Source organism: Brevundimonas sp. GW822-FHT03E11, assembly GCF_058801445.1.
The window spans coordinates 1-22,364 of sequence record NZ_JBXANG010000009.1 but is presented as its reverse complement, the minus strand read 5'-3'; the positions used below and the strand labels follow the sequence as shown (position 1 = coordinate 22,364).

General features: G+C 66.5%; 17 protein-coding genes and 2 pseudogenes. 9 read left to right on the top strand and 10 right to left on the bottom strand.

What is annotated here, in order from left to right:
- Positions 1-74: 74 nt before the first annotated feature.
- The 3 genes from AC1RKE_RS13320 to AC1RKE_RS13310 form a co-directional block, all read right to left on the bottom strand.
- The gene (locus tag AC1RKE_RS13320; protein ID WP_191554885.1) at positions 75-626 is read right to left on the bottom strand and encodes a DUF2939 domain-containing protein; all 552 of its coding nucleotides are present in this window, start codon (positions 624-626) and stop codon (positions 75-77) included.
- A gap of 45 nt (positions 627-671) precedes the next feature.
- Positions 672-1,253, bottom strand: a complete 582-nt coding sequence (locus AC1RKE_RS13315) for a DUF2939 domain-containing protein (RefSeq protein WP_191554886.1) — start codon at positions 1,251-1,253, stop codon at positions 672-674.
- 212 nt (positions 1,254-1,465) lie between these two features.
- Positions 1,466-2,686, bottom strand: coding sequence for an NADP-dependent isocitrate dehydrogenase (locus AC1RKE_RS13310; RefSeq protein WP_152949378.1), 1,221 nt, complete (start codon positions 2,684-2,686; stop codon positions 1,466-1,468).
- Between the two features lie 308 nt (positions 2,687-2,994).
- Here AC1RKE_RS13310 and AC1RKE_RS13305 point away from each other — a divergent pair, with 308 nt between their 5' ends.
- The 3 genes from AC1RKE_RS13305 to AC1RKE_RS13295 are packed head-to-tail and all read left to right on the top strand — an operon-like array spanning position 2,995 to position 5,257.
- A complete protein-coding gene (locus tag AC1RKE_RS13305) occupies positions 2,995-3,207 on the top strand; it encodes a hypervirulence associated TUDOR domain-containing protein (RefSeq protein WP_152949379.1) in 213 nt (70 codons plus the stop codon).
- Positions 3,204-4,352 (top strand): DUF1176 domain-containing protein, encoded by a 1,149-nt coding sequence (locus AC1RKE_RS13300; protein WP_348684787.1) that lies wholly within the window; start codon positions 3,204-3,206, stop codon positions 4,350-4,352. Before AC1RKE_RS13305 ends, AC1RKE_RS13300 begins: the two co-directional genes overlap by 4 nt.
- The gene (locus AC1RKE_RS13295; protein WP_263596137.1) at positions 4,349-5,257 is read left to right on the top strand and encodes an NAD(P)/FAD-dependent oxidoreductase; all 909 of its coding nucleotides are present in this window, start codon (positions 4,349-4,351) and stop codon (positions 5,255-5,257) included. The genes AC1RKE_RS13300 and AC1RKE_RS13295 overlap by 4 nt, the downstream gene beginning before the upstream one ends.
- Positions 5,258-5,267: 10 nt before the next feature.
- Here AC1RKE_RS13295 and AC1RKE_RS13290 read toward each other — a convergent pair whose 3' ends face one another.
- Together AC1RKE_RS13290 and glmM are read right to left on the bottom strand one after the other, a co-directional pair.
- Positions 5,268-7,103, bottom strand: coding sequence for a DUF885 domain-containing protein (locus AC1RKE_RS13290; protein ID WP_348684789.1), 1,836 nt, complete (start codon positions 7,101-7,103; stop codon positions 5,268-5,270).
- Positions 7,104-7,351: 248 nt separating this feature from the next.
- Complete coding sequence (gene glmM / locus AC1RKE_RS13285; protein WP_082382587.1) at positions 7,352-8,701, bottom strand: phosphoglucosamine mutase; 1,350 nt, start codon at positions 8,699-8,701, stop codon at positions 7,352-7,354.
- Between the two features lie 166 nt (positions 8,702-8,867).
- On the opposite strand from glmM, the gene glmS reads away from it, so the two are divergent.
- A complete protein-coding gene (gene glmS, locus AC1RKE_RS13280; RefSeq protein WP_348684399.1) occupies positions 8,868-10,682 on the top strand; it encodes a glutamine--fructose-6-phosphate transaminase (isomerizing) in 1,815 nt (604 codons plus the stop codon).
- A gap of 15 nt (positions 10,683-10,697) precedes the next feature.
- Here the strand turns inward: glmS and AC1RKE_RS13275 are convergent, their stop codons facing one another.
- From AC1RKE_RS13275 to AC1RKE_RS13260, 4 genes are read right to left on the bottom strand one after another with little or no spacing between them, the layout of a single operon-like run.
- Positions 10,698-11,441 (bottom strand): Crp/Fnr family transcriptional regulator, encoded by a 744-nt coding sequence (locus tag AC1RKE_RS13275; RefSeq protein ID WP_182713353.1) that lies wholly within the window; start codon positions 11,439-11,441, stop codon positions 10,698-10,700.
- A complete protein-coding gene (locus tag AC1RKE_RS13270; RefSeq protein ID WP_224761162.1) occupies positions 11,438-11,707 on the bottom strand; it encodes a DUF6894 family protein in 270 nt (89 codons plus the stop codon). The genes AC1RKE_RS13275 and AC1RKE_RS13270 overlap by 4 nt, the downstream gene beginning before the upstream one ends.
- A 53-nt stretch (positions 11,708-11,760) precedes the next feature.
- On the bottom strand, positions 11,761-13,260 hold the full coding sequence (locus tag AC1RKE_RS13265) for a phosphomannomutase/phosphoglucomutase (RefSeq protein WP_182713354.1): 1,500 nt from the start codon (positions 13,258-13,260) through the stop codon (positions 11,761-11,763).
- Positions 13,261-13,319: 59 nt separating this feature from the next.
- Positions 13,320-14,405 carry a glycosyltransferase family 4 protein gene (locus tag AC1RKE_RS13260; protein WP_182713355.1) on the bottom strand — a complete coding sequence of 362 codons (1,086 nt, stop codon included), beginning with the start codon at positions 14,403-14,405 and terminating at the stop codon, positions 13,320-13,322.
- A gap of 270 nt (positions 14,406-14,675) precedes the next feature.
- On the opposite strand from AC1RKE_RS13260, the pseudogene AC1RKE_RS13255 reads away from it, so the two are divergent.
- Positions 14,676-15,646: pseudogene (locus tag AC1RKE_RS13255) on the top strand (DDE-type integrase/transposase/recombinase).
- A gap of 67 nt (positions 15,647-15,713) precedes the next feature.
- On the opposite strand, the gene putA reads toward AC1RKE_RS13255, so the two are convergent.
- Positions 15,714-18,845 carry a bifunctional proline dehydrogenase/L-glutamate gamma-semialdehyde dehydrogenase PutA gene (gene putA, locus AC1RKE_RS13250; protein ID WP_395941865.1) on the bottom strand — a complete coding sequence of 1,044 codons (3,132 nt, stop codon included), beginning with the start codon at positions 18,843-18,845 and terminating at the stop codon, positions 15,714-15,716.
- 108 nt (positions 18,846-18,953) lie between these two features.
- On the opposite strand from putA, the gene AC1RKE_RS13245 reads away from it, so the two are divergent.
- The 4 genes and pseudogenes from AC1RKE_RS13245 to AC1RKE_RS13230 all read left to right on the top strand — a co-directional run.
- On the top strand, positions 18,954-19,415 hold the full coding sequence (locus tag AC1RKE_RS13245; RefSeq protein WP_287397813.1) for an Lrp/AsnC ligand binding domain-containing protein: 462 nt from the start codon (positions 18,954-18,956) through the stop codon (positions 19,413-19,415).
- 124 nt (positions 19,416-19,539) lie between these two features.
- The gene (locus AC1RKE_RS13240; RefSeq protein WP_348684856.1) at positions 19,540-21,756 is read left to right on the top strand and encodes an AGE family epimerase/isomerase; all 2,217 of its coding nucleotides are present in this window, start codon (positions 19,540-19,542) and stop codon (positions 21,754-21,756) included.
- A gap of 175 nt (positions 21,757-21,931) precedes the next feature.
- Positions 21,932-22,099: a leucine zipper domain-containing protein gene (locus AC1RKE_RS13235; RefSeq protein ID WP_348684854.1), complete on the top strand. Its 168-nt coding sequence runs from the start codon at positions 21,932-21,934 to the stop codon at positions 22,097-22,099.
- Between the two features lie 55 nt (positions 22,100-22,154).
- Positions 22,155-22,364: pseudogene (locus AC1RKE_RS13230) on the top strand (transposase); the annotation flags it as partial.

Below are 22,364 nucleotides of genomic sequence, written 5' to 3'. Positions count from 1 at the left end.
CCCTCTCCCGCCTGCGGGAGAGGTGTCGCGTCGATCGCGAAGCGATCCAGCGACGGAGAGGGCGATCGCCGCGCCTAGCCCATCGGGTCCGGCGTCAGATCCACCCCCGCCAGTTTCCAGCTCAACGGCCCCCGCCGCTCCATGATCAGCACCAGGGGGTCGTCGGGTCGGTCGTCGCGGGTCAGGGTGACGGCGAACCGGTTGACGCCGCGATAGGCCCAGGACTGATGAATCCGCTCCTTCGGCGTCGCCGGCGTATCGGCCGACGGGACCGGTTTTTCGGGCCGGGGCTTGTCGCCCGACCGGACCATGGCGGCTACGCCCTCTGGCGTGACCAGGCCGTCCACGGCGCCCTCGACCAGGGACGGCGCCAACATCATGCCCAGGGCGGCCAGAGCCCGGTTCTCGCCGGTCCGATCGCGGATCTCCATCGCCGCCCGGGCGTTCAGCTCGGCCTTCAGACTGGCGCGCAAGGCGGGGAAGTCCACCGTCTGCTCCAGGCCCGCCACATCCCCCGTCCGCGCCGCTCGGATCAGCCTCTGGGCCGCCACGAAGGGCGAGATGAAACAGGCGACAAGGGCCAGTCCCAGAATGGCCGCGACCAGACCAATGGCGATCTTCTTCATGGGTGCTCCTTCAGCCGAAACGTCGAGACGGGCCGGATGTTGCGTCTAGGGTTTCGACGAGGGCTCAGCCGGCGCGGGCGCGGCCGGCGCCGCCCCGTCGGGCAGGCCGATCTGGACCAGCACCCATTCGAACGGCCCCCGCCGTTCGAAGGTGAAGACGGTGCGCGATCCGCCCTGGTCCTGAACCGCCATCCGCGCCCGGTTCACGCTCCAGAACACCGGCCGAGGCCAGGGCTTGGGTGTTTCCGCCCCCGCCTGGGGCGCAACCGCGCCGGACCAGTGGCTGGCGTAGCGCCCCTCGCCCCGCGTCAGGGCCGAGATGGCCGCCGGAGTCAAATAGGCGTCGACGTCCGGGGCGTTGAGCACCGGGGTCCGTTCCATCTGGCGCCTTACCGCCCCGATCGGGTCTTCGAGGAAGGAGGGCGCCGGCGCCTGAACCCCGCCGCTCAGCTGCGGCCGCAACGACTGGCGAACGGCCTGGAAGTCGATCAGCCGGGTCAGGCCCTGGACGTCGCCCGCCTCCGCCGCCGACCGGATGGCGAAAAAGCCCACCGCCGGCGCCGCAAAAAAGGCCGCGACCGCCGTCACGAGCGCCAGAACCACCAGATTGCCGAACAACCGTTTCACGTCGCTTCCCCCACAGTGGGCCCGATCATGCACGGCCCATCGGAGGACGCAACGAAAAGCCCCGCCGGACGGATCCGGCGGGGCTGTCTCTCTCTCTCTCTCTTGGTGTCCTACCGCGCTTCGCTCTGCTTGAGGACGGCTGTTGTCCTGCCGCGCTTTGCGCGGCTTCAGGATGCTCGCTGTCCTGCCGCGCTGACGGCTTGAGGACCGGCTCAGCCGACGTCCGGCAGGGCGGCCTTCAGGTTTTCGGCGACCTTGTCGAGGAAGCCCTCGGTGGTCAGCCAGCCCTGTTGATCGCCGACCAGCAGGGCCAGGTCCTTGGTCATGTCGCCCGACTCCACGGTCTCGACGACCACCTTCTCCAGGGTGTCGGCGAAGACGCCCAGGGCCTCGTTGCCGTCCAGCTTGGCGCGGTGTTTGAAGCCGCGGGTCCAGGCGAAGATCGAGGCGATCGAGTTGGTCGAGGTGGCCTCGCCCTTCTGGTGCTGGCGATAGTGACGGGTCACGGTGCCGTGGGCGGCTTCCGTCTCCAGCACCTTGCCGTCCGGCGTCATCAGGACCGAGGTCATCAGGCCCAGCGAGCCGAAGCCCTGGGCCACGACGTCCGATTGGACGTCGCCGTCGTAGTTCTTGCACGCCCAGACGAAGCCGCCCGACCACTTGATCGCGGCCGCGACCATGTCGTCGATCAGGCGGTGCTCATAGGTCAGGCCGCGCTTCTTGAACTCCTCGGCGTATTCGGCGTCGAACACCTCCTGGAAGATGTCCTTGAAGCGGCCGTCATAGGCTTTCAGGATCGTGTTCTTGGTCGACAGATAGACCGGATAGTTGCGCGCCAGGCCGTAGGCGAAGGAGGCGTGGGCGAAGTCGCGGATCGAGGCGTCCAGGTTGTACATGCCCATGGCGACGCCGGCGCCCGGCGACTTGAACACCTCATGCTCGATCACCTGGCCGTCGTCGCCGACGAACTTGATCGACAGGGTGCCGGCGCCCGGCATCAGGAAGTCGGTGGCCTTGTACTGGTCGCCGAAGGCGTGACGGCCGACGACGATCGGCTGGGTCCAGCCCGGCACCAGGCGCGGCACGTTCGAGCAGATGATCGGCTCGCGGAAGACCACGCCGCCCAGGATGTTGCGGATGGTGCCGTTCGGCGACTTCCACATCTTCTTCAGGCCGAACTCCTTCACCCGGGCCTCGTCCGGGGTGATGGTGGCGCACTTCACGCCGACGCCGTGCTTCTGGATGGCGTGGGCCGCGTCGATCGTCACCTGATCGTCGGTGGCGTCGCGGTTCTCCATGCCCAGGTCGTAATAGTCCAGCTCGAGATCCAGGAACGGGAAGACCAGCTTGTCCTTGATCATCTGCCAGATGATGCGGGTCATTTCGTCGCCGTCGATGTCGACGATGGGGTTTTCGACCTTGATCTTGGCCATGCGTGCGGTCCGCCTGTGACTGTGGGGAAGGGAATGTCGTGGCGGCGGTATAGCGAGGCCAAGCGCCCGCGCAAACCCCGCCGCCCATCGTCGCCGCGCGGAATAACGCAGATCCCGCCTGAACCCTTTGGCGCGCCCGGACTTCTCTTTGGCTCAGCAACAGACACGGACCTCAGGATGACGGAGGAAGAGCGCCGACTGGTGGATCAGTGGATCGTCACCTTCTGCGAGGCGCCGCCGGTGGTCGATGCGGAACTGATGCGCAGGCTGATCGCTGAGCAGGAAACGACGCAGCAGGAAGCGAAACCATGTCGGACAAGACATTCAAGGCCGGCGACAAGGTGAAATGGGACCACAGCCAGGGCGTGACGACCGGCAAGGTGGTCAAGAAGGTGACCTCCGAAACAAGGGTCAAGGGCCACAAGGTTGCGGCCTCCGAGGACAATCCGGAGTATATCGTCGAAAGCGCCAAGACCGGCGCACGCGCGGCGCACAGGCCGTCGGAGTTGAAGAAGGCATGAAGCTGAACGCACTGTCGCGCGGCGTCCCCCTGTCCTCTCTTGTTCTGGCTGCGTTCGCTGTCGCCGGATGCGGCGATAAGGATGCGGCCGAGACCCCTGCTGCGCCTAAGGCCGCCAGTACGGCGGCGCCCGCCGTCGCCGCGCCGGTGCTGCAAATTCGCCCCGAGACCAAGACCTTCCGCGACTGGCGCGCCACCTGCGGCAATGACGGAACCTGCTGGGCCTTCGGCTTCGCGCCCGAGTTCGCCGCCGGCTGGGTCCGTATCGCCCTGGCGCCCGGACCGGACGCCCAGCCGCAAATCCTGTTTGGCTACTGGCCCGACGGCGACGCCAAGGGCGCCAACCCCCTCGGCTTGACCATCGACGGCCGCGCTTATCCGGCCGCGCTCAGCGAGGCGAGCAACGCCGACGCGCCCATCGGCGAAATCCGCACTGGGGTCCGCGGCGCCCTTGACGCCCTTGCCCAGGGAAAGGTCATGACCATTCGCGGGGCTTCCACCCAGGAAGTCTCGCTGCACGGCGCCGCCGCCGCCCTGTTGTGGATCGACGAGAAACAGGGCCGTCTGGACACGCCCACCGCCCTGATCCGACGCGGCTCCCGTCCGGCCGCCCTCGTCCCGGTCGCGCCGCCGCTGCCGACCGTCACCCCCGCTCCGGCCGTGGACCAGTCGGGGTTCGGTGATCAGAACCAGCGCGTGCCCGCCGCGCTGCGCGCCCGCACCGAGGTCGGAAACTGCCTGAAAGAGTCCGCCATGCCCGCCGTCAGCGACATGGTCATGTCCGCCCGACTTGACGCGCGGACCGAGCTGTGGGGCGTGCCCTGCGGCGCAGGCGCCTATAACGTCACTCACAACTGGTATCTGACGGGGCCGAGCGGCCGCGATCCTCGTCCTGCGATCCTCGCCGGAACGGAAGGCCCAGGCTCCGATCCGGTCATGCCCGACAATGCGACCGTCAACGGCGCCTATGATCCGAAGACCCGCACGCTGTCGGCCTTCGCCAAGGGGCGCGGCATCGGCGACTGCGGCGCGGCCCAGACCTGGGCCTGGACCGGGCAGGGCTTCACCCTGACGCAGGAAAGCGTCATGGGCGAATGCGCCGGCGTGCCGTCCGATCTGTGGCCCGTCGCCTGGCGCACGCGGTGAACGACCCGGAGGTTCTGATCATCGGCGCCGGTCCGGCCGGCCTGACGGCGGCGACCTATCTGGGCCGGTTTCGTCGGCGCACCCTGGTGGCGGACGGCGGCGCGCCTCGCGCCAGCTGGATTCCGCTCAGCCACAATATGCCGGGCTTTCCGGCGGGCGTCACTGGCGCGGGTATTCTGAAGCGGATGCGCGAACAGGCTGAAGAATACGGCGCCGTCATCACGCCGGGTCTTATCGATCGCCTGACCCACGACGGCGAGCGTTTCATCGCAGAGAGGGCTGGCCGATCTGTTCGCGCCCGCGCCGTTCTTCTGGCGACGGGAGTCGTCGATCATCATCCTGACTTGCCGGGCGTCGAAGCGGCGGTGCGCAGGGCGCTGGTCCGCATCTGTCCGATCTGCGACGGCTATGAGGCCGTCGGCAAGGCCGTCGCGATCATCGGCCAAAGCGACAAGGGCGCCCGTGAAGCCGCCTTCATGCGCACCTATTCCGATCGGGTGACACTGATCCACATCGGGCCGCCTCACGCGCTCAGCCGTCCTGACGAGCTGGAACGGCTCGGCGTCGAACTGATCCTGGCGCCGTTGGACTCGATCGACATCGAAAACGACCGGGTGACGGCCCTGAGCTATGGCGGCCAGAGCCGCGCCTTCGACCTCGTCTACTCCGCCTTGGGCGCGTCGCCCAACGCCGATCTGGCGAGGGGGCTCGGCGCCCGGCTGGCCGCCGACGGCCGGCTGGAAGTCGATCTGCATCAGGCCGCCAGCGTGCCCGGCCTCTACGCCGCCGGCGACGTGGTGCGCGGCCTCAACCAGATCGCCGTCGCCACCGCCGAGGCGGCCGTGGCCGCCACTGACATCCACAATCGCCTGCGCCGGATCGACGGGCTGACGGTCGCCGACTAGGGTCCCTTACTTAAGCCTGGGTCGCGATCCAGCCGTCCACGATCCGCTCCAGCACCGACAGGGGCACGCCCCCGGCGGCCAGGGCCGTGTCGTGGAAACCCTTCAGATCGAACTTGGCCCCCAGGCTGGTCTTGGCCTTCTCGCGCAGCCGGACCCATTCGTTGTGCCCGACCTTGTAGGCGCAGGCCTGGCCCGGCCAGCCGCAATAGCGTTCGACTTCGGACACGGCGGCCCCTTCCTGATCGCCATAGGCCTCCATCATGTACTGGATGCCCTGTTCGCGGCTCCAGCCCTTGGAGTGGATGCCGGTGTCCACCACCAGGCGCGCCGCCCTGAACATCAGCGACTGGACATAGCCGATCTGGCCGATCGGATCGTTTTCATAGGCGCCCAGTTCGTCGGCCAGCTGTTCGGCGTACAGACCCCAGCCTTCCACATAGCTGGAGAAGCCCAGCAGGTTCATATATTTGGGCGCCGCCTCGCTCTCCTGCTGCAGACTGATCTGCAGATGGTGGCCCGGCGCGGCCTCGTGATAGGTAAGGGTCGGCAGGGTCCAGGACGGCCATTCCGCCGTGTCCTTCAGATTGATCCAGTAGATGCCCGGCCGCGACCCATCCAGACTCGGCGAGTTGTAGTAGCCCATGGGCGCGCCAGCCTCGACCGCAGGCGGGACGCGCTTGATCTGGACCGAAGCCTTGGGCAGGCGGCCGAAGGCGCCGGGCAGACGGGCCTGCATGTCGGCCATCTGGGCGTTCAGCTTTTCGATCAGCTCGGCCTTGCCGGCGTCGGTGTTCGGATAGACGTATTTCGGGTCCTGGCCGAGCGCGCGGATCCGTTCCGCCACGGCGCCCTGGGTCAGCCCCTGGACCTTCAGCAGGGTGTCCGCGCGGGCGGTCAGCTCGGCCATCTGGGCGCGGCCCGCGCGGTGGATCTCGTCGGCCGTCAGCCGGGTGGTGGTGATGTAGCGCAGGCTGTTGGCGTAATACTGCTGGCCTTGCGGCAGGCGTCGGACCGAAGCCTCATGTCCGGCGCGCGGCAGGGCGGCCTTCAGCAGGGCGTTCTGGGCCGACAGGGCGGGATAGACCTTTTGGGTCAGCAGGGCCTCGACCTGGGCGCCCCAGTCGCCCGACAGGCCCTTGGCCTGCGTCCTGTCCACCACCGAGGCGACCATGGGCGAGGCGGCGGCGGCGGTGCTCAGAATCCCGTCCTGCTGGGCGATGGCCTTGGCCAGGATGAAGTCCGGCGGGATCACCCCCAGGGCGTAGTCCTCGCGCAGACGTTCGGTCTCGGCGGTCAGGACGTCGGCGAAGGCGGAGATGCGGGCCACATAGGCGTCGGCGTCCTCGGCCGTCTGGATCGTATGCTGGTTGGCCAGGAAGTCCGGCGTCGACTGATAGGCCCCGCCCTGCTGGCTGACGCGGTAGGGATTGGGCCAGCCGCCCTGGCCGTAGGGGATGGCGAAGGTGGCGATCACCCCGTCCAGATTATCGGCGATTGTGTCGTAGTAGATGCCGTCCTGGGCGTCCATGGACGACCGATCCAGAGCGCCGAGTGCGGCCCGCTGGGCTCTGGTGAAGGCGCGGAACTTCTCCTCGTTCTCCGGAGTCGGAACGGTCAACTGCGACTTGGCGGCGGCGCGCGCGCCGGCGTCCAGGCCGAAGGCGGTCACGGTTTCGGGACTGAGGTCCAGGGTCTGTTCGAAGGCCTGGTCCATGAAGGCGGCCAGGGCGGCCTTGGACTGGGCGGCGTCGCCGGCCGGGGCGTTCAGCGCAAACGCCTGGCCGTGGGCGGCGGCGAGACCCGCGCCCGCGGCGGCGGACAGAAGAAGGCGGCGACGGTCGATCATGGAAGGCCCCAGCGAATATGTCTGACCCCAATGGAGCGCCGGTCGTCTCGACCCGCAAGTGAAATCGCGGACAGGCGCAGACCACCTTCCCCCGCTTGCGGGGGAAGTGTCAGCTCGTAGAGAGCAGCGAGACGGTTGACGATGGGGGAAGTTCCGCTTCTGCAAGAAAGAAGACTTCCCCCTCCGACCCTGGTTCGCTTCGCGAACGCCGGGCCACCTCCCCCGCAAGCGGGAGAGGGTCTTGAAAGTCACCCCGCCGCCTTCACCGCCGCCGAAACCTCCGACACCACCCGCTTCACCAGGGCCGCGTCGTCGCCTTCCGCCATGACCCGGATCAGCTTCTCCGTGCCCGAGGGCCGCACCAGCAGCCGCCCCGAGCCGTTCAGCGCCGCCTCGGCTTCAGCGATCGCCGCCTTGACCTTCTCGTTCTCCAGCGGCTTTGCGGCGGTGAAGCGCACATTCTCCAGCTTCTGCGGCACCGGGTCGAACTGGCGGGCCAGTTCGCTCATCGGCTTGCCGGACTCGACCAGAACCGCCAGCACCTGCAGCGCCGCCATCAGGCCGTCGCCGGTAGTGGCGTGGTCGTGCAGGATGATGTGGCCCGACTGTTCGCCGCCGATGTTGAACCCGCCCTCGCGCATCCGCTCCATCACATAGCGGTCGCCGACCTTGGTCCGCTCCAGCGTCAGGCCCTCGGCCTTCAGCCGCCGCTCCAGTCCCAGGTTGGACATGACGGTGGCCACCACCCCGCCGCCCGCCAGCCGGCCGCGCCGGGCCCAGTCCAGGCCGACCAGGGCCATGATCTGGTCGCCGTCCACCACCTGGCCCTTCTCGTCGCAGATGATGACCCGGTCGGCGTCCCCGTCCAGGGCGATGCCGATATCGGCTCGGTATCGCTTGACCGCCTCGACCAGGGTTTGCGGATGGGTGGAGCCGCATTCGGCATTGATATTGGTCCCGTTCGGAGCCACCCCCACGGGGAAGACCTCGGCCCCCAGTTCGAACAGTGTGGTGGGGGCGACCTTGTAGCCGGCGCCGTTGGCGCAATCGACGGCGATCCGCAGGCCCTGTAGCGACAGCCGTTTCGGGAAGGCCTGTTTGGCGATCTCGATATAGCGGGCCTGGGCGTCATCGATCCGCTTGACCCGACCCAGCTTGTTCGACGGCGCCAGCCCCTGGTCCAGGCCGTCGTCCATCAGGGCCTCGATCTTCAGCTCGATCTCGTCCGACAGCTTGTAGCCGTCCGGGCCGAACAGCTTGATCCCGTTGTCGGCATAGTCGTTGTGCGAGGCCGAGATCATCACCCCCAGGTCCGCGCGCATCGACCGGGTCAGCATGGCCACCCCCGGCGTCGGCACCGGGCCGAAGGTGCGCACGTCCATGCCCACTGAGGCGAAACCGGCGACCAGGGCCGGCTCGATCGTATAGCCCGACAGGCGCGTGTCCTTGCCGATCACCACCAGATGGCGGCGGTCGTCGCCGGTGCGGAACAGTTTCCCTGCGGCCAGACCCACGCGCAGCGCGACCTCGGCCGTCATCGGATAGGTGTTGGCGCGCCCGCGAATGCCGTCGGTGCCGAAATATTTCCTGTCGCCCAAGGCGTCGTCCTTCGTTTCGGGTAACGTTCCGAAACCCCATTTTTGATGCAGTCCGCCTTAAGATTGCCTAGACGGCGGGTGGGGTCTGATGCGTGGCTTAGCCCCGGATCGCTGCCAGTGCAAAGCGGCGCCCTTCTGTTTCCTTTCTCTTCGGAGTTCCCAGCGCATGTGCGGCATCATCGGCGTCACCGGCAATGGACCCGTCGTTCCCCGGCTGATCGACAGTCTGAAACGGCTGGAATACCGGGGCTATGACTCGGCCGGGGTCGCCGCCGTCGTGGACGGCGCGGTCGAGCGCCGCCGCGCCCAGGGCAAGATCCGCAATCTGGAAGCCGTCCTGGCCGAAGCGCCGCTGAAGGCGACCGTGGGCATCGGCCACACCCGCTGGGCCACCCACGGCGCGCCCACCACCGCCAACGCCCACCCGCACAAGGCCGGCCGCGTCACCCTGGTCCACAACGGCATCATCGAGAACTTCGCCGAGCTGAAGGCGGAACTGGCCGCAGAGGGTCATGTCTTCGAAAGCCAGACCGACACCGAGGTCATCGCCCACCTGCTGGACGCCGAGCTTCAGACGCAGAAGACGCCGCTGGAGGCCTTCAAGCGCGTGCTGGACCGGCTGACCGGCGCCTACGCCCTCGCGGTGCTGATCGACGGCGAGGACGATCTGATCCTGGGCGCACGTCGCGGCAGCCCCCTGGTCGTCGGCTGGGGCGAGGACGAGATGTATCTGGGCTCGGACGCCCTGGCCGTCGGTCCCTTCACCCAGAAGATCAGCTATCTGGAAGAGGGGGACTATGTCGCCGTCACCCGAACCGGCGCCCAGATGTTCGACGTCGCCGGCAAGCCGGTCGAACGGGCCGTCGTCCAGGTCTCGGCCTCCTCGGCCATGGTCGAAAAGGGCGAATACCGCCACTTCATGGAAAAGGAGATCCATGAACAGCCCGACAGCGTCCAGCACACCCTGTCGGAATACCTCGATCTGGTGACCGGAAAGGCCAAGACGAACGCCGTCGACTTCGCCGCCGTCGAGCGGATTCAGATCGTGGCCTGCGGCACCGCCTTCTACGCCGGTCAGATCGGTCGCTATGCCTTTGAAAAGCTGGCGGGCCTGCCCTGCGACGTAGAGATCGCCTCCGAGTTCCGCTACCGCTCGCCGGCGGTGTCGCCCAAGACCTTGGCCGTCGCCGTCAGCCAGTCGGGGGAGACCGCCGACACCCTGGCCAGCCTGACCTGGTGCAAGGCCCAGGGGCTGAAGACGGCCGCGGTGGTCAACGTCCACTCCTCCTCCATGGCGCGAGAGGCCGAGGTGCTGTGGCCCACCCATGCCGGGCCGGAGATCGGCGTGGCCTCGACCAAGGCCTTCACCGCCCAGGTCGCGGCCCTGCTGGCCCTGGCCGTCGCGGCCGGCGTGGCGCGCGGTCGGATCGATGCGGCCCAGGAGGCGGAACTGGTCAAGGCCCTGTTCGAAAGCCCTCGCCTGATCGCCGAAGCCCTGCGCATGGACGCCAGCATCCGCGCCGTGGTCCAGGACCTGGCCAAGGCCGACGACGTCCTGTTCCTCGGTCGGGGCGCCATGTTCCCCCTGGCCATGGAGGGCGCTCTGAAGCTGAAGGAGATCAGCTATATCCACGCTGAGGGTTACGCCGCCGGCGAGCTGAAGCACGGCCCGATCGCCCTGATCGACGAGGAAACCCCGACCATCGCCCTGGCCCCCCTGGACGATGTGTTCGAAAAGACCGCCTCAAACCTGCAGGAAGTCGCCGCCCGCGGCGGCCCCGTAATCATGATCGCCCCGGAAAACGCCCCCGACCCGCACGGCGCCGGCATCCGCCGCATCCACGCCCCGGACTGCCACCCCCTGATCGCGCCCTTGGTTTACGCCGTGCCGATGCAGCTTCTGGCCTACTACACGGCCGTTCAGAAAGGCACGGACGTCGATCAGCCCCGCAATCTGGCCAAGTCCGTCACGGTGGAGTGACGCGCGGGGCGCGGGTCACACCGGTTCTCGCTGCAGACGCAGATAGGCGGGATCGAATTCCGCGATCGCGGCCAGCCGCGGCCAATCCAGGATTTCGACTTGGCCGCCGGTCCAGTTGACCAGGCCCTGGGCGCGCAACTCGGCGACCAGACGATTGATATGGACCGTCGACAGGCCCAGCATGTCGCCCAGTACGGATTGCGTCAGTGGAAGCCTGAAGCTTCGGTCTTCCGCCTGTCCCACGACCTCAAGGCGCAAATAGAGTTCGCACAACAGATGGGCCAGGCCGCCGAGGCCGCTGCGGCGGCCGATGACGGCCAGCCACTGCCGGTGGATCGCCGCGTCGATCAAGGTGTCCAGCCACAGCAGTCGGGCCAGATGCGGGTGATTTTCCGTAAGGGCGATCAGTTCCGCGTGCGGCGCCTGGGCGATGACGCAGTCCGTCAGGGCCTGCACGCCGTGATCCATCTGCTTCATCAGCAGGCTGTGCAGATCGACGAAGTCGCCATCGACATTGATCTCGGTGATCTGCCGGCCGCCGTCGGCCAGGGACACATGGCGCGCTGCGAAGCCGCTGATCAGAAGGGTGCTGTGGGTCGGATGGCCGTGGCGCTGGACGAAGTCCGCCCCGCTGCGGACCTCCCTCGGCGGACCGAGCACCTTGTCCAGGGCGGCGATCTCCTCGGGCGACAGCCGGTCGCGAAGCGCCAGCTTATCGACCAGGGTTCTTATGGTCGGATCGGTTGGGACGGCGTTCATTCGTCGGCGTCCGCCAAGGCCCAACCCTGGGGGGCCTCTTGGGACGCCTTAGCCGTAACGCTGACCACCGTCACGCCCTCTGCATCGGTGACGATGACGCTGAAGACGCCCGTGTCCCAAAACCCGGCGCTGCGATAGCGCAGAATTTCCCCCAGGATCGTGACCGCCTCCTCTCGTGCGGCGTCGACGTTCGGCAGGTCCTCGCCCTGGTCGTCGCGAATGCGGTCCCCATTCTGGGTATGAAAGAAATAGCGCGGCAACCCCACCTCCAGCAGCAGACCTGCAAGAAGCGACGATCGGCCGGATTGGTTCAGCCTTTTTAGATTTCCTGATTAAAGGCGCCGATCTCGGAATAGGCGGCCAGGCGCGGCTTGATCTCCTTTCGGAACAGGTCGCGCATGTCGTCTTCTGAGCGCATGCTCTCGACCACCACGACCAGCTCCGGCTTGTTGGACGAGGCGCGGACCAGGACCCAGGAGCCGTCCTCCAGGTGCACCCGCACCCCGTTGACGGTGATGGCCTCGACGATCTTGCGCCCCAGGATCTCGCCGCCCGCTGCAGCCAGATCGGCGTATTCCTTCACGATCCGCTCCAGCACCCCGTACTTCAGCTCGTCGTCGCAATGGGGCGACATGGTCAGGCTGGTCCAGGCGTCGGGCAGGGCGGCCTTCAGCTCGCTGAGCTTCTTGCCGGGATTGCGGTCCAGCATGGCCAGGACTGCGCCTGCCGCCACCAGGCCGTCGTCATAGCCGTAGCCCAGGTCGCCGGCCATGAAGAAGTGGCCTGACTTCTCGAACCCGGCCAGGGCGCCCAGTTCGGCCGTCTTGCGCTTGATGTAGGAATGGCCGGTCTTCCAATAGACCACCTCGGCGCCGTTGGCCTTGAGGATCTCGTCGGTCTTGTAGAGGCCGGTCGACTTCACATCGACGACGAAGGTGCTGTTCGGGTGGACCTTGGACAGGTCGCGCGCCAGCATCAGGCCGATCTTGTCGGCGAAGATCTCCTCGCCCGTGTCATCGACCACGCCGCAGCGATCCCCGTCGCCGTCGAAGCCCAGGGCCAGGTCGGCGCCGGTCTCCTTCACCCGCTCAGCCATCTGCACCAGCATGGCGTGGTCTTCCGGGTTCGGATTGTATTTGGGGAAGGTGTAGTCGAGGTCTGTGTCCATCTCGATCACCTCGACGCCCATCCGGCGCAGGGCGTCGGGCGCGAAGGCGCCGGCCGTGCCGTTGCCGCAGGCGCACACCACCTTCAGCGGCCGCTTGATCTGAACCTTGGAGGCCACGTCGGCGACATAGGTCTCCCGGAAGTCCTCGACCCGGACCAGTCTGCCGTGAGACCGGGCCACGCCCTCGCCGTTCAGCACGATCTCCTTCAGCCGGCCCATCTCCTCGGGGCCGAAGGTCAGAGGCTTGTTCGCCCCCATCTTGACCCCGGTCCAGCCGTTCTCGTTGTGGCTGGCGGTGACCATGGCCACGCAGGGCGCGTCCAGTTCGAACTGACCGAAATAGGCCATGGGCGACAGGGCCAGGCCGACGTCCAGCACCTCCATCCCGCCTTCCAGAAGGCCCAGGATCAGAGCCTGTTTGACGCTGAGGCTGTAGCCGCGAAAGTCGTGGCCGACGACGATCTTCGGCGCCACGCCGATCTCATGGACATAGGTCGCCAGCCCCAGCCCCAGGGCCTGAACGCCCAGGAGGTTGATTTCTTTTTCCAAGATCCAGCGCGCGTCATATTCGCGAAACCCCGTCGGCTTGACCAGGGGCTCTGTCTCATAGGCGGCCGTGTTCGGCTTCAGGTCCTGGCGGGGCTTGAGCATGGTGGGTCCTTGAAGGCGGTCGGCGGTGGGCGGGAGAGGAACCGGCAGCGGCGACGGCGCTAGGCGGCCGCGCGTTTGCGGATGCGGGCGATGCGACGCAGGCGCCGCCAGAAGCGGCCCCGTTCAGGCTCGGGATAGGGCTGCAGATTCTCCACGAACTGCTCGGCCGACGCCCGCCAGCTGAACTTTTCCGCATAGGCCCGGACCGTCCCCCGATCCAGATCGAGGCATTTCAGGCAGGCGGTCTTCAGATCGTCGTCTATCACCCCGGCGCCGGATCCCGGGATGATGTCGATCGGTCCGTGGGCGGGATAGGCGGCCACCGGCGTGCCCGCCGCCATGGCCTCCAGGATCACCAGGCCGAAGGTGTCGGTCCAGCTGGGGAAGACGAAGACGTCGGCATCCCGGAAGCACCGAGCCAGTTCGCCGCCGAAGCGCGCGCCCAGGAATTTGGCCTCGGGGTATTTTTCCTGAAGTTCCGCGCGCGCGGGGCCGTCGCCGACGATGATCTTGGTGCCGGGCAGATCCAGCTCCAGGAAGGCCTCGATATTTTTCTCCACCGCGACCCGGCCGACGTTCAGAAAGAAGGGACGGGGCCAGTCCTTGGCGCCCATCTGGTCATAGATGGGCTCGAGATCGGGCCGGAACACCTCGGTGTCCACGCCGCGCGACCAGGGCGAGACGTTCTTGAAGCCGTGTTCGACCAGTTCGTCCCGCAGGGTCGGGGTGGCCACCATCAACCGGCCGGACGGCTTGTGGAACCACTTCATATAGGCGTAGCCGACCTGGACCGGGATCGGGAAACGCGCCGAGACATATTCCGGGAATTTGGTGTGATAGCTGGTGGTGAAGGGCAGTTTCCATTCCACGCATATGCGGCGGGTGGCGATGCCGATCGGCCCCTCGGTGGCGATGTGGACGGCCTCCGGCTCGAAGGCCCGCAGCATTTCGCGGATTTCTTCCTCGGCCCCGAGCGCCAGCCGAATCTCCGGATAGGTGGGGCAGGGGATGGTCTTGAACAGGCTGGGCTCGATGACCTCCACCTCATGGCCCATGTCGCGGCATTCCGCGACCGTGCGGGTCAGGGTGCGGACGACGCCATTCACCTGAGGTTCCCAGGCGTCGGTGGCCAGAACGATGCGCATGGAGGCGGGCGGACCCTGAGCCGTTGAGTAAGAGCGGAACTTCTAGACGGTTCGAATGACGATGGCGAGACGGCAGAAGTCGCCACATTGGCAATTGGCGGTTCACAATGTAGCGCGTAGCGGCGACCGTCATCGCGGACGCTTAAAAAATCGCGTATACAGAGCGGGGTGGCTAATGCGCCTTCCCACCTGTGAGATCGCTTGCTCTAGGTGTTCAGTCCCGCTGTGTGATGGCCTCAGTTTAGCTGGGTGCGCACATCGGGAGGAGCTATGGGCCAGATAATCCACGGCAGCGCCACGACCACGCACGCCGTGCGAGCGGCGATACAGTGATCGAAAGCTTCGCTCAAAGATCTAGCGGCGCGGTACGGGCTGAACCGGAAGACGGTAGCCAAGTGGCGCAAGCGGGCCTTTGTCCATGCCGCAGCCATGGGTCCTAAGTCCCCTCGCTCGACGGTGCTGAGCGCCGAGGAGGAGGCAATGGTCGTCGCTTTCCGCGGGCACGCCCTGCTGCCGCTGGACGACTGCCTCTACGCCTTGTAGGCGACGATTCCGCATCTGACGCGGTCAGCCCTCCACCGCTGCCAACGGCACGGCATCAGCCGGCTGCCTGAGGTCGAGGCGACAAAAATTCCCGTAAGGTCTTCAGGCGCTATCCGCTCGGCTATTTCCACATCGACATCGCCGATGTGCGGACCGAGGAAGGCGAGCTACACCTGTTCGTCGCGGTGGACGGGACCTCGAAATACGCCTTCCCTTGGCTGAAGGTGAAGGCGACGACAGCCACGGCACGAGAGTTCCTCGACGAACTCGCCGCGGCCGTGCCCTACCGAATCCACTCGATCCTGACCGACACCGGCATCCAGTTTGCGGACCTGCCCAAAAACCGCGAAAAGCCCGCTGCCCTGTGGCGCGGCCATCCCGTCGACCGCCTGCCGGATCCACGGCATCGAGCATCGACTCACCAAGCCCAACCGTCCCTGGACCAACAGCCAGGTCGAACGGATGAACCGACCCTCAAGGAAGCCGCCGTCCGGCGCTACCACTACGAGATACACGACCAGCTTGAAAGCCACCTCGCCGTCATCCCCGACGCCTACAACTTCGCCAGACGCCTCAAGACCTTGCGCGGGCTCACACTCTACGAAGCCATCTGCAAAGCTTGGTCGGGCGAGCCGGACCGCTTCAGGTTAAATCCTGTCCACTGGACCTCAGGGACTGAACAGCTAGGTGTATTTTAGCAACGTCCTGGATAGGCTTTCGTAGTTACGCCGCAGAGCTTCCGCATAGATGCTAGGCAAAATGATTCTACAGATTCAACAGCGCCGGATCGCCCCCCTGCGCCGCGATGTTCACGCTGATCGCCTTTTCCGCCGCATAGCGGATCAGGCTGTTCGGCCCTCCGGCCTTGGGGCCGGTGCCCGACAGGCCTTCGCCGCCGAAGGGCTGGACGCCGACGACGGCGCCGGTGATGGAGCGGTTGACGTAGACGTTGCCGGCGGGGACCAGGGCCGTCACCTCGGCGGCGAAGGCTTCGATGCGGCTGTGGACGCCCAGGGTCAGGCCATAGCCGCGCGCGGCTAGGCGCGAGGCGACCGATTGCAGCTCGGACGGCTCGTAGCGGTAGATGTGCAGGATCGGGCCGAACACCTCGCGCTCCAGGAAGTCAGGCGTGGGGATCTCGGCGATGGTGGGGGCGAACAGATCGCCCTTTTCCGAACCCAGCGGCAGGGCGGCGCGGGCGATCACCTTGGCTTCGCGGGCCAGACGTTCGACGTGGGCCTCCAGGGCGCGGCGCGATTCAGAGTCGATGACGGGGCCGATGTCGGTCTTGGGATCGGCGGGGTCGCCGACGGTCTGGACCGCCAGGGCGCCCTTCAGCCCCTCGATCAGGGCGTCGGCCGACTCCTTGGGCGCATAGAGGATGCGCAGGGCCGAGCAACGCTGGCCGGCCGAGCCGAAGGCGGACTGGATCACGTCGTCGATCACCTGCTCCTTTAGGGCCGTGGTGTCGATGAACATGCCGTTCAGTCCGCCGGTCTCGGCGATGAAGGGAATGATGGCGCCGGGGCGGGCGGCGATCGACCGGTTGATGGCGCCGGCCGTGTCGGTTCCGCCGGTGAAGGCGACGCCGTCGATCCCCGGATGGGCGACCAGGGCCGCGCCGACCGTCTCGCCGCGTCCTGGAACCAGGGCCAGCAGGTCCGGGTTCAGGCCGGCCTTGTGATACAGGCGCACCGCCTCCGCCGCGATCAGGGGCGTCTGTTCCGCCGGCTTGGCCAGGACGGCGTTGCCGGCGGCCAGGGCGGCGGCGATCTGGCCGGTGAAGATGGCCAGGGGGAAGTTCCACGGGCTGATGCAGGCGAAGACGCCGCGCCCGTGCAGGATCAGCTGGTTGGTCTCGCCGGTCGGTCCCTTCAGGGTCTGGGGCGCGGCGAAGTCGCGCTCGGCCAGCAGGGCGTAGTATCGGCAGAAGTCGGCGGCCTCGCGCACCTCGGCGACGCCGTCGTTCAGGGTCTTGCCGGCTTCGCGGCTGAGCAGGGCGACCAGTCGGTCCAGATCGGCTTCCAGGGCGTCGGCCATGGCGCGAAGGACGACAGCGCGTTTGGCTCCGCCTTGGCGGTCCCAATCGATCTGGGCGCGGCCGGCGGCTTCGACGGCGGCGTCTATGTCTGTGCTCGTCGCTTCCGAAACATGGCCCAGCACCTGGGACCGGTCGAACGGATTGGTCACCGCCTGAGGGTCGATCCCGGCGCGCAGCTTGCCGCCGATGATCGGGCCGGAGGTCAGCTTCTCGCGGTCGACCGTCTCCAGCGCCTTGGCATGGGCTTCGCGGTCGGCGGCCTGGGAATAGTCGCGGCCGAGGGAGTTCTGACGATCACCGTACATGTCTTTGGGAACCGGAATCTTGGGGTGGCGGTCGGGCGCCTGCTCGACCAGGGAGATGGGATCGGCCGCGACGGCCGAGGCGGGCACCCGCTCGTCGAGCAGGGCGTGGACGAAGGAGGAGTTGGCGCCGTTTTCCAGCAGGCGCCGCACCAGATAGGGCAGCAGTTCCTCGTGTCCGCCGACCGGAGCATAGGCGCGGACGATGACGGTCTCGTCTCTCCAGGCCTCCTGCGCCGCGTCGTAAAGGGCCTCGCCCATGCCGTGCAGCCGTTGATGCTCGACCGCGACGCCGCGATCGCGCGCCATGCGGCGGACGGCGGCTAGGGTATGGGCGTTGTGGCTGGCGAACTGGGAATAGAGGGCCGGCGCCGCCTCGATCATGGCGCGGGCGCAGACCAGATAGTTCAGATCGGTCGCCGCCTTGGTGGTGAAGACCGGGTAGTCGGTGCGGCCGAAGACCTGGGCGCGCTTGATCTCCGTGTCCCAATAGGCGCCCTTGACGAGGCGCACCATCAGCCGGCGACCAGAGCGGCGGGCCAGGTCGGCGACCCGCTCAATCGTCTCCAGCCCGCGCTTCTGATAGGCCTGAACCGCCAGGCCCAGCCCCGTCCAGCCGCCGAGCGACGGCTCGTGCGCCAGCCGATCGAGCAGTTTCAGCGACAGGGCCAGACGGTCCGCCTCCTCGGCGTCCATGGTGAAGTTGATGTCGTACTTCGCCGCGATCTGTGCCAGGTGGAGAATGCGGGGGTAGAGGCTCGTCCAGACCTCGTCCTCATGCGTGGCCTCGTAGCGGGGCGAGAGGGCCGACAATTTGACCGACACGCCATGGCCGTGCTCCGGCCCCTGGCCCTTGGCCGTCCTGCCCACCGCCTCGATGGCGTCGGCGTAGATGCGTTCATAGCGGTCGGCGTCGGCCAGGGTCCGGGCGCCTTCGCCCAGCATGTCGAAGCTGCACAGCCAGCCTTCCCTGTTCGAGCGTTTCAGCGCCGCCTGGATGGTGCGGCCGACGACGAACTGCTCGCCCATGATCTTGACGGCGGTGGCCACCGCCTGACGGATCACCGGCTCGCCCAGACGACCGGCGATGCGCTTCAGGAAGCCGGGCAGGTCGCTGCGCGCCTGGTCGTCCACATCCACCAGCTTGCCGGTCAGCATCAGCCCCCAGGTGGAGGCGTTGACGAAGAGACTGTCAGACTGACCCAGGTGCGCGGCCCAGTCGGCCGAGCCGATCTTTTCGGCGATCAGCCGGTCGCGCGTCTCCTCGTCCGGCACCCGCAGCAGGGCTTCGGCCAGACACATCAGGGCCAGGCCTTCGCGGGTGCCCAGGCTGAATTGCTGCAGGAAGCTTTCGACCACCCCCTGCTTCTTCTGGCTGCGGCGGGCCTGTTCGACCAAGGCCACGGCTTCGGCGACGACCGCGGCGCGTTCGGCGGCGTCCAGCGGAACGCGGGCCAGATTGTCGGCGACCACTGCCTTTTCATCGCGAAACTTGTGATGGTCCAGCTCGTCCCAGAGGGCCAGGGACGAGGGTGAGAAGGCGGGCGGGGTCATCGGCGACAAATCCTGTGGATTTTAGCCGTATATGCCGGAGTTCGTTGAAGGTGCTTCGTATGATATGCGCCAAAGCCGAAGATCGTTCGTGAAAAGGCGTGATTTCCGATGACGGATTTGGATCCGATAGACCGACGCATCCTGCGTGTGCTGCAGGCCGACGGTCGCATCTCCAACGCCGAACTGGCGCGCCGATGCCACCTCTCGCCCGCCGCCTGTTTCGAGCGGGTCAAGCGGTTGCGCGACCGGCAGGTCATCACCGGCTACGCCGCCATGGTCGATCCCGCCCAGGTCGGCCGCGACCTCTTGATCTTCGTCGAGGTCCTGTTGGACCGAACCACCGGCGACGTCTTCGAAGCCTTCGCCGCTGCGGTGCGCACACAGCCCGAGGTGCTGGAATGCCATATGGTCGCCGGCGGCTTCGACTATCTGATCAAGGCCCGCGTCGGCGACATGGACGCCTATCGCGCCTTTCTGGGAGACGTGCTGGTGCGCATGCCGGGGGTCCGCGAAACCCGGACCTATGCGGTGCTGGAAGAGGTGAAGTCGACGACCGTACTGCCGATTTGACCAAAAAGCGGTGCGCCTGCATAGCGATTGGATCACTCCTGCAACTTCGGACCGTCGAATCAGGTGACGCTGCCGCGCGACTGTCCTAAGAGCATTTGCTCCTAAGATTTCGCGGTGTTGACGAATGACCACCATCTATCCCGTCATCATGTGTGGAGGGTCGGGCACGCGCCTTTGGCCGGCGTCGAGGCCGTCGAGGCCCAAACAATTCATCCCCCTCGCCGGAAATCGCTCCTTGTTTCAGGAGACGGCCGTGCGCGTTGCCGCCCTTGCGGATCATGGCGGCGAGTTGGTGGTGGTGGGCGGCGAAGCCCACAAGCAGACTATTCTAGATCAACTTGAAGAGATCGGCGTCACTGCCGCTGTCATCCTGGAGCCCGAGGGGCGGGACTCGTCCGCCGCCATGGCTGCCGCCGCTCTCTGGACCGCGCGTCGGGCCCCATTAGCGATCAATCTCTTCGTTGCCTCCGACCACCACATCCCCGACGCCGCCGCCTTTCGGCAATCCGTCGAGGAGGCCGTCGCGGCCGCTGCGGAGGGACGCATCGTCACCCTGGGTGTCGTACCCACCGAACCCTCGTCGGCATACGGCTATATCGCACCCGCCGGTCCAGGCCTGTCGAAAGTCGTCGCCTTTGTCGAAAAACCCGACCAAGGGACGGCCCAACGTTACATTTCCGAGGGATACCTCTGGAACAGCGGCAACTTCATTGTTCGCGCGGATGTGCTGATGAAGGAAATTCTCGAACGCGCGCCCTCTGTCGGCGAGGCGGTCCAGATCGCTTTGGATGCGGCGGAAGTCGACGGCGCATGTTCGACGCTCGGCGCCGCGTTCAGCAGCGCACCGAAGATCTCAATCGACTACGCCGTGATGGAAAAGACGGGCAGCGCCTCGGTCCTACCTGTACGGTTCGAATGGTCAGACCTGGGCGCCTGGGACGCCGTTCATGCTTCGGGCGAAGGTGATGTCGGTCTGCACATACTGGAGGACTCTGAAGGCTGTTTGGTTAGGGCGTGCGACGGCGTCATGGTCGCGGCGATAGGCCTGCGAGATGTCGGCGTCGTCGTTGAGCGCGACGCGGTGCTTGTTACGGATTTGAAGAGGAGCCAAGACGTGAGGCGGGTGGTCGAGCGGCTGCGGACGTTGTCGCCTCAGCATCTAGATTTCCCGTCCGCACCGCCGGCCGAGTCACTGGAGGCGGGCGCGAAACGCTTCGCGGTCTGGCTCCGGCAAGCCGCCTTGCCCGTGTGGTCGACCCTGGGACAGGATGAGACCGGCGGCTTTGAGGAACTCCTGGCGCTTGACGGCAAGCACGTTGCGGCTGCCCGACGCGCGCGCGTCCAGGCGCGCCAACTGCAGGTGTATGCGGAAGCCGGGCGTCAGGGCTGGCGAGGTCCCTGGAAGTCAGTGGTGACCCGCGGCCTAGATCGGCTGCACGCCGCCTATCTCCGGCCTGACGGACAGATGCGCACCTTGCTTTCGCACGAAGGTGCGCCGTTGGATGAGACCGCGACGGTCTATGACCAAGCCTTCCTAATTTTCGCTCTAGCGGCCGTTTACAGTACGACCAGGAAAGCAGGGCTGGAGGACGAAGCCGCCGCAGTTCGCAATCTTCTGTTCCAGAGCGCCGATGCGCAGGGCGGGCTGAAGGAGGCCGGAACCCATCCCTACCAGTCCAACGCGCACATGCATCTCCTGGAGGCGGCCTTGGCCTGGGAGCAGAGCGGAGGCGGCAAACCTTGGACAGCCGTGGCCGATCAAATCGTTGCTCTAGCCCGCAACCGCTTTATCGATGCAGAAACGGGCAGCCTGCGGGAGTTCTTCAAATCCGATTGGTCGCCTGCCGACGGTGAAGACGGTGAACTGGTCGAGCCTGGCCACCAATTCGAGTGGGCGTGGTTGCTGGCGCGCTACGGTCGGAGCCGAAACAATTCCGAGGTGATCGCGGACTCGTGGCGGCTTTACGAGTCCGGCTTGCGGGGTGTCCACCCGAAGCGCGGCTTGGCCATAGATGCGATGAACATCGACGGCGGGATGCGGAACCCTCGCTCCCGCCTATGGCCCCAAACGGAATGGTTGAAGGCCTCGCTGATTCTCGCAAGCCTCAGCGAGAACGGTCGGAGGGATTATTGCCTAGAACAGGCGGCTCGCGCTTTACGGGCGCTATGGCTATACTTGACGCCGCAAGGAATGTGGCGTGACAAGATACTTGAAGATGGCAGTTTCATCGATGAACCTGCGCCCGCAAGCTCTTTCTACCACATCATGGCTGCTTATTCGGAACTGCGGCAGAGCTTGCCGGCATCTAGCTCGACCCCCATTACCGGGCTTGACCTCTAATGTCGACCGGCGGCGCTCGTCCGTCGCTGGCTTAGGGGGCCGCCCGCGAGCCAGTGGCGTCACAACACCAACTGGGCTCTAGGTGTGAGCTCTCAATAGGCTGTCCATCCGGTCCGGGCCGAGGAAGCTGGAGTTGCAGACTTCAGACCCTACCTCGGAGAAGGACCGAATCAACGTGCATCACAATGCCCGGCTGACGGCGCATAGTCGAGCCGCGCTGGTGCGGCGGGTGTTGGACCAGGGACAGCCGCGCAAGGTCGTAGCGACGGCCTTCGGCGTAGATCTCAAGACGGTCGGCAAATGGGTGCGCCGGTTCCAGGCCGAGGGCGTGGCGCTGACGTGACCCCCTGAAACTCCTCCAGGAATAGCTAGAGTCCGCCGAACGAAGGACGGACAGAATGAAGCGATCAAGGTTCACGGAAGAGCAGATCATCGGGATTCTGCGGGAAGCAGGAGGCTGGTGTGGCGACGGCGGAGGTGTGCCGGCGGCACGGGGTCAGCTCTGCGACCTTTTACAAGTGGAAGGCCAAATTCGGCGGGCTCGACGTGTCGGAGGCTCGGCGGCTGAAGGCGCTCGAGGATGAGAATGCCCGGCTGAAGCGGATGCT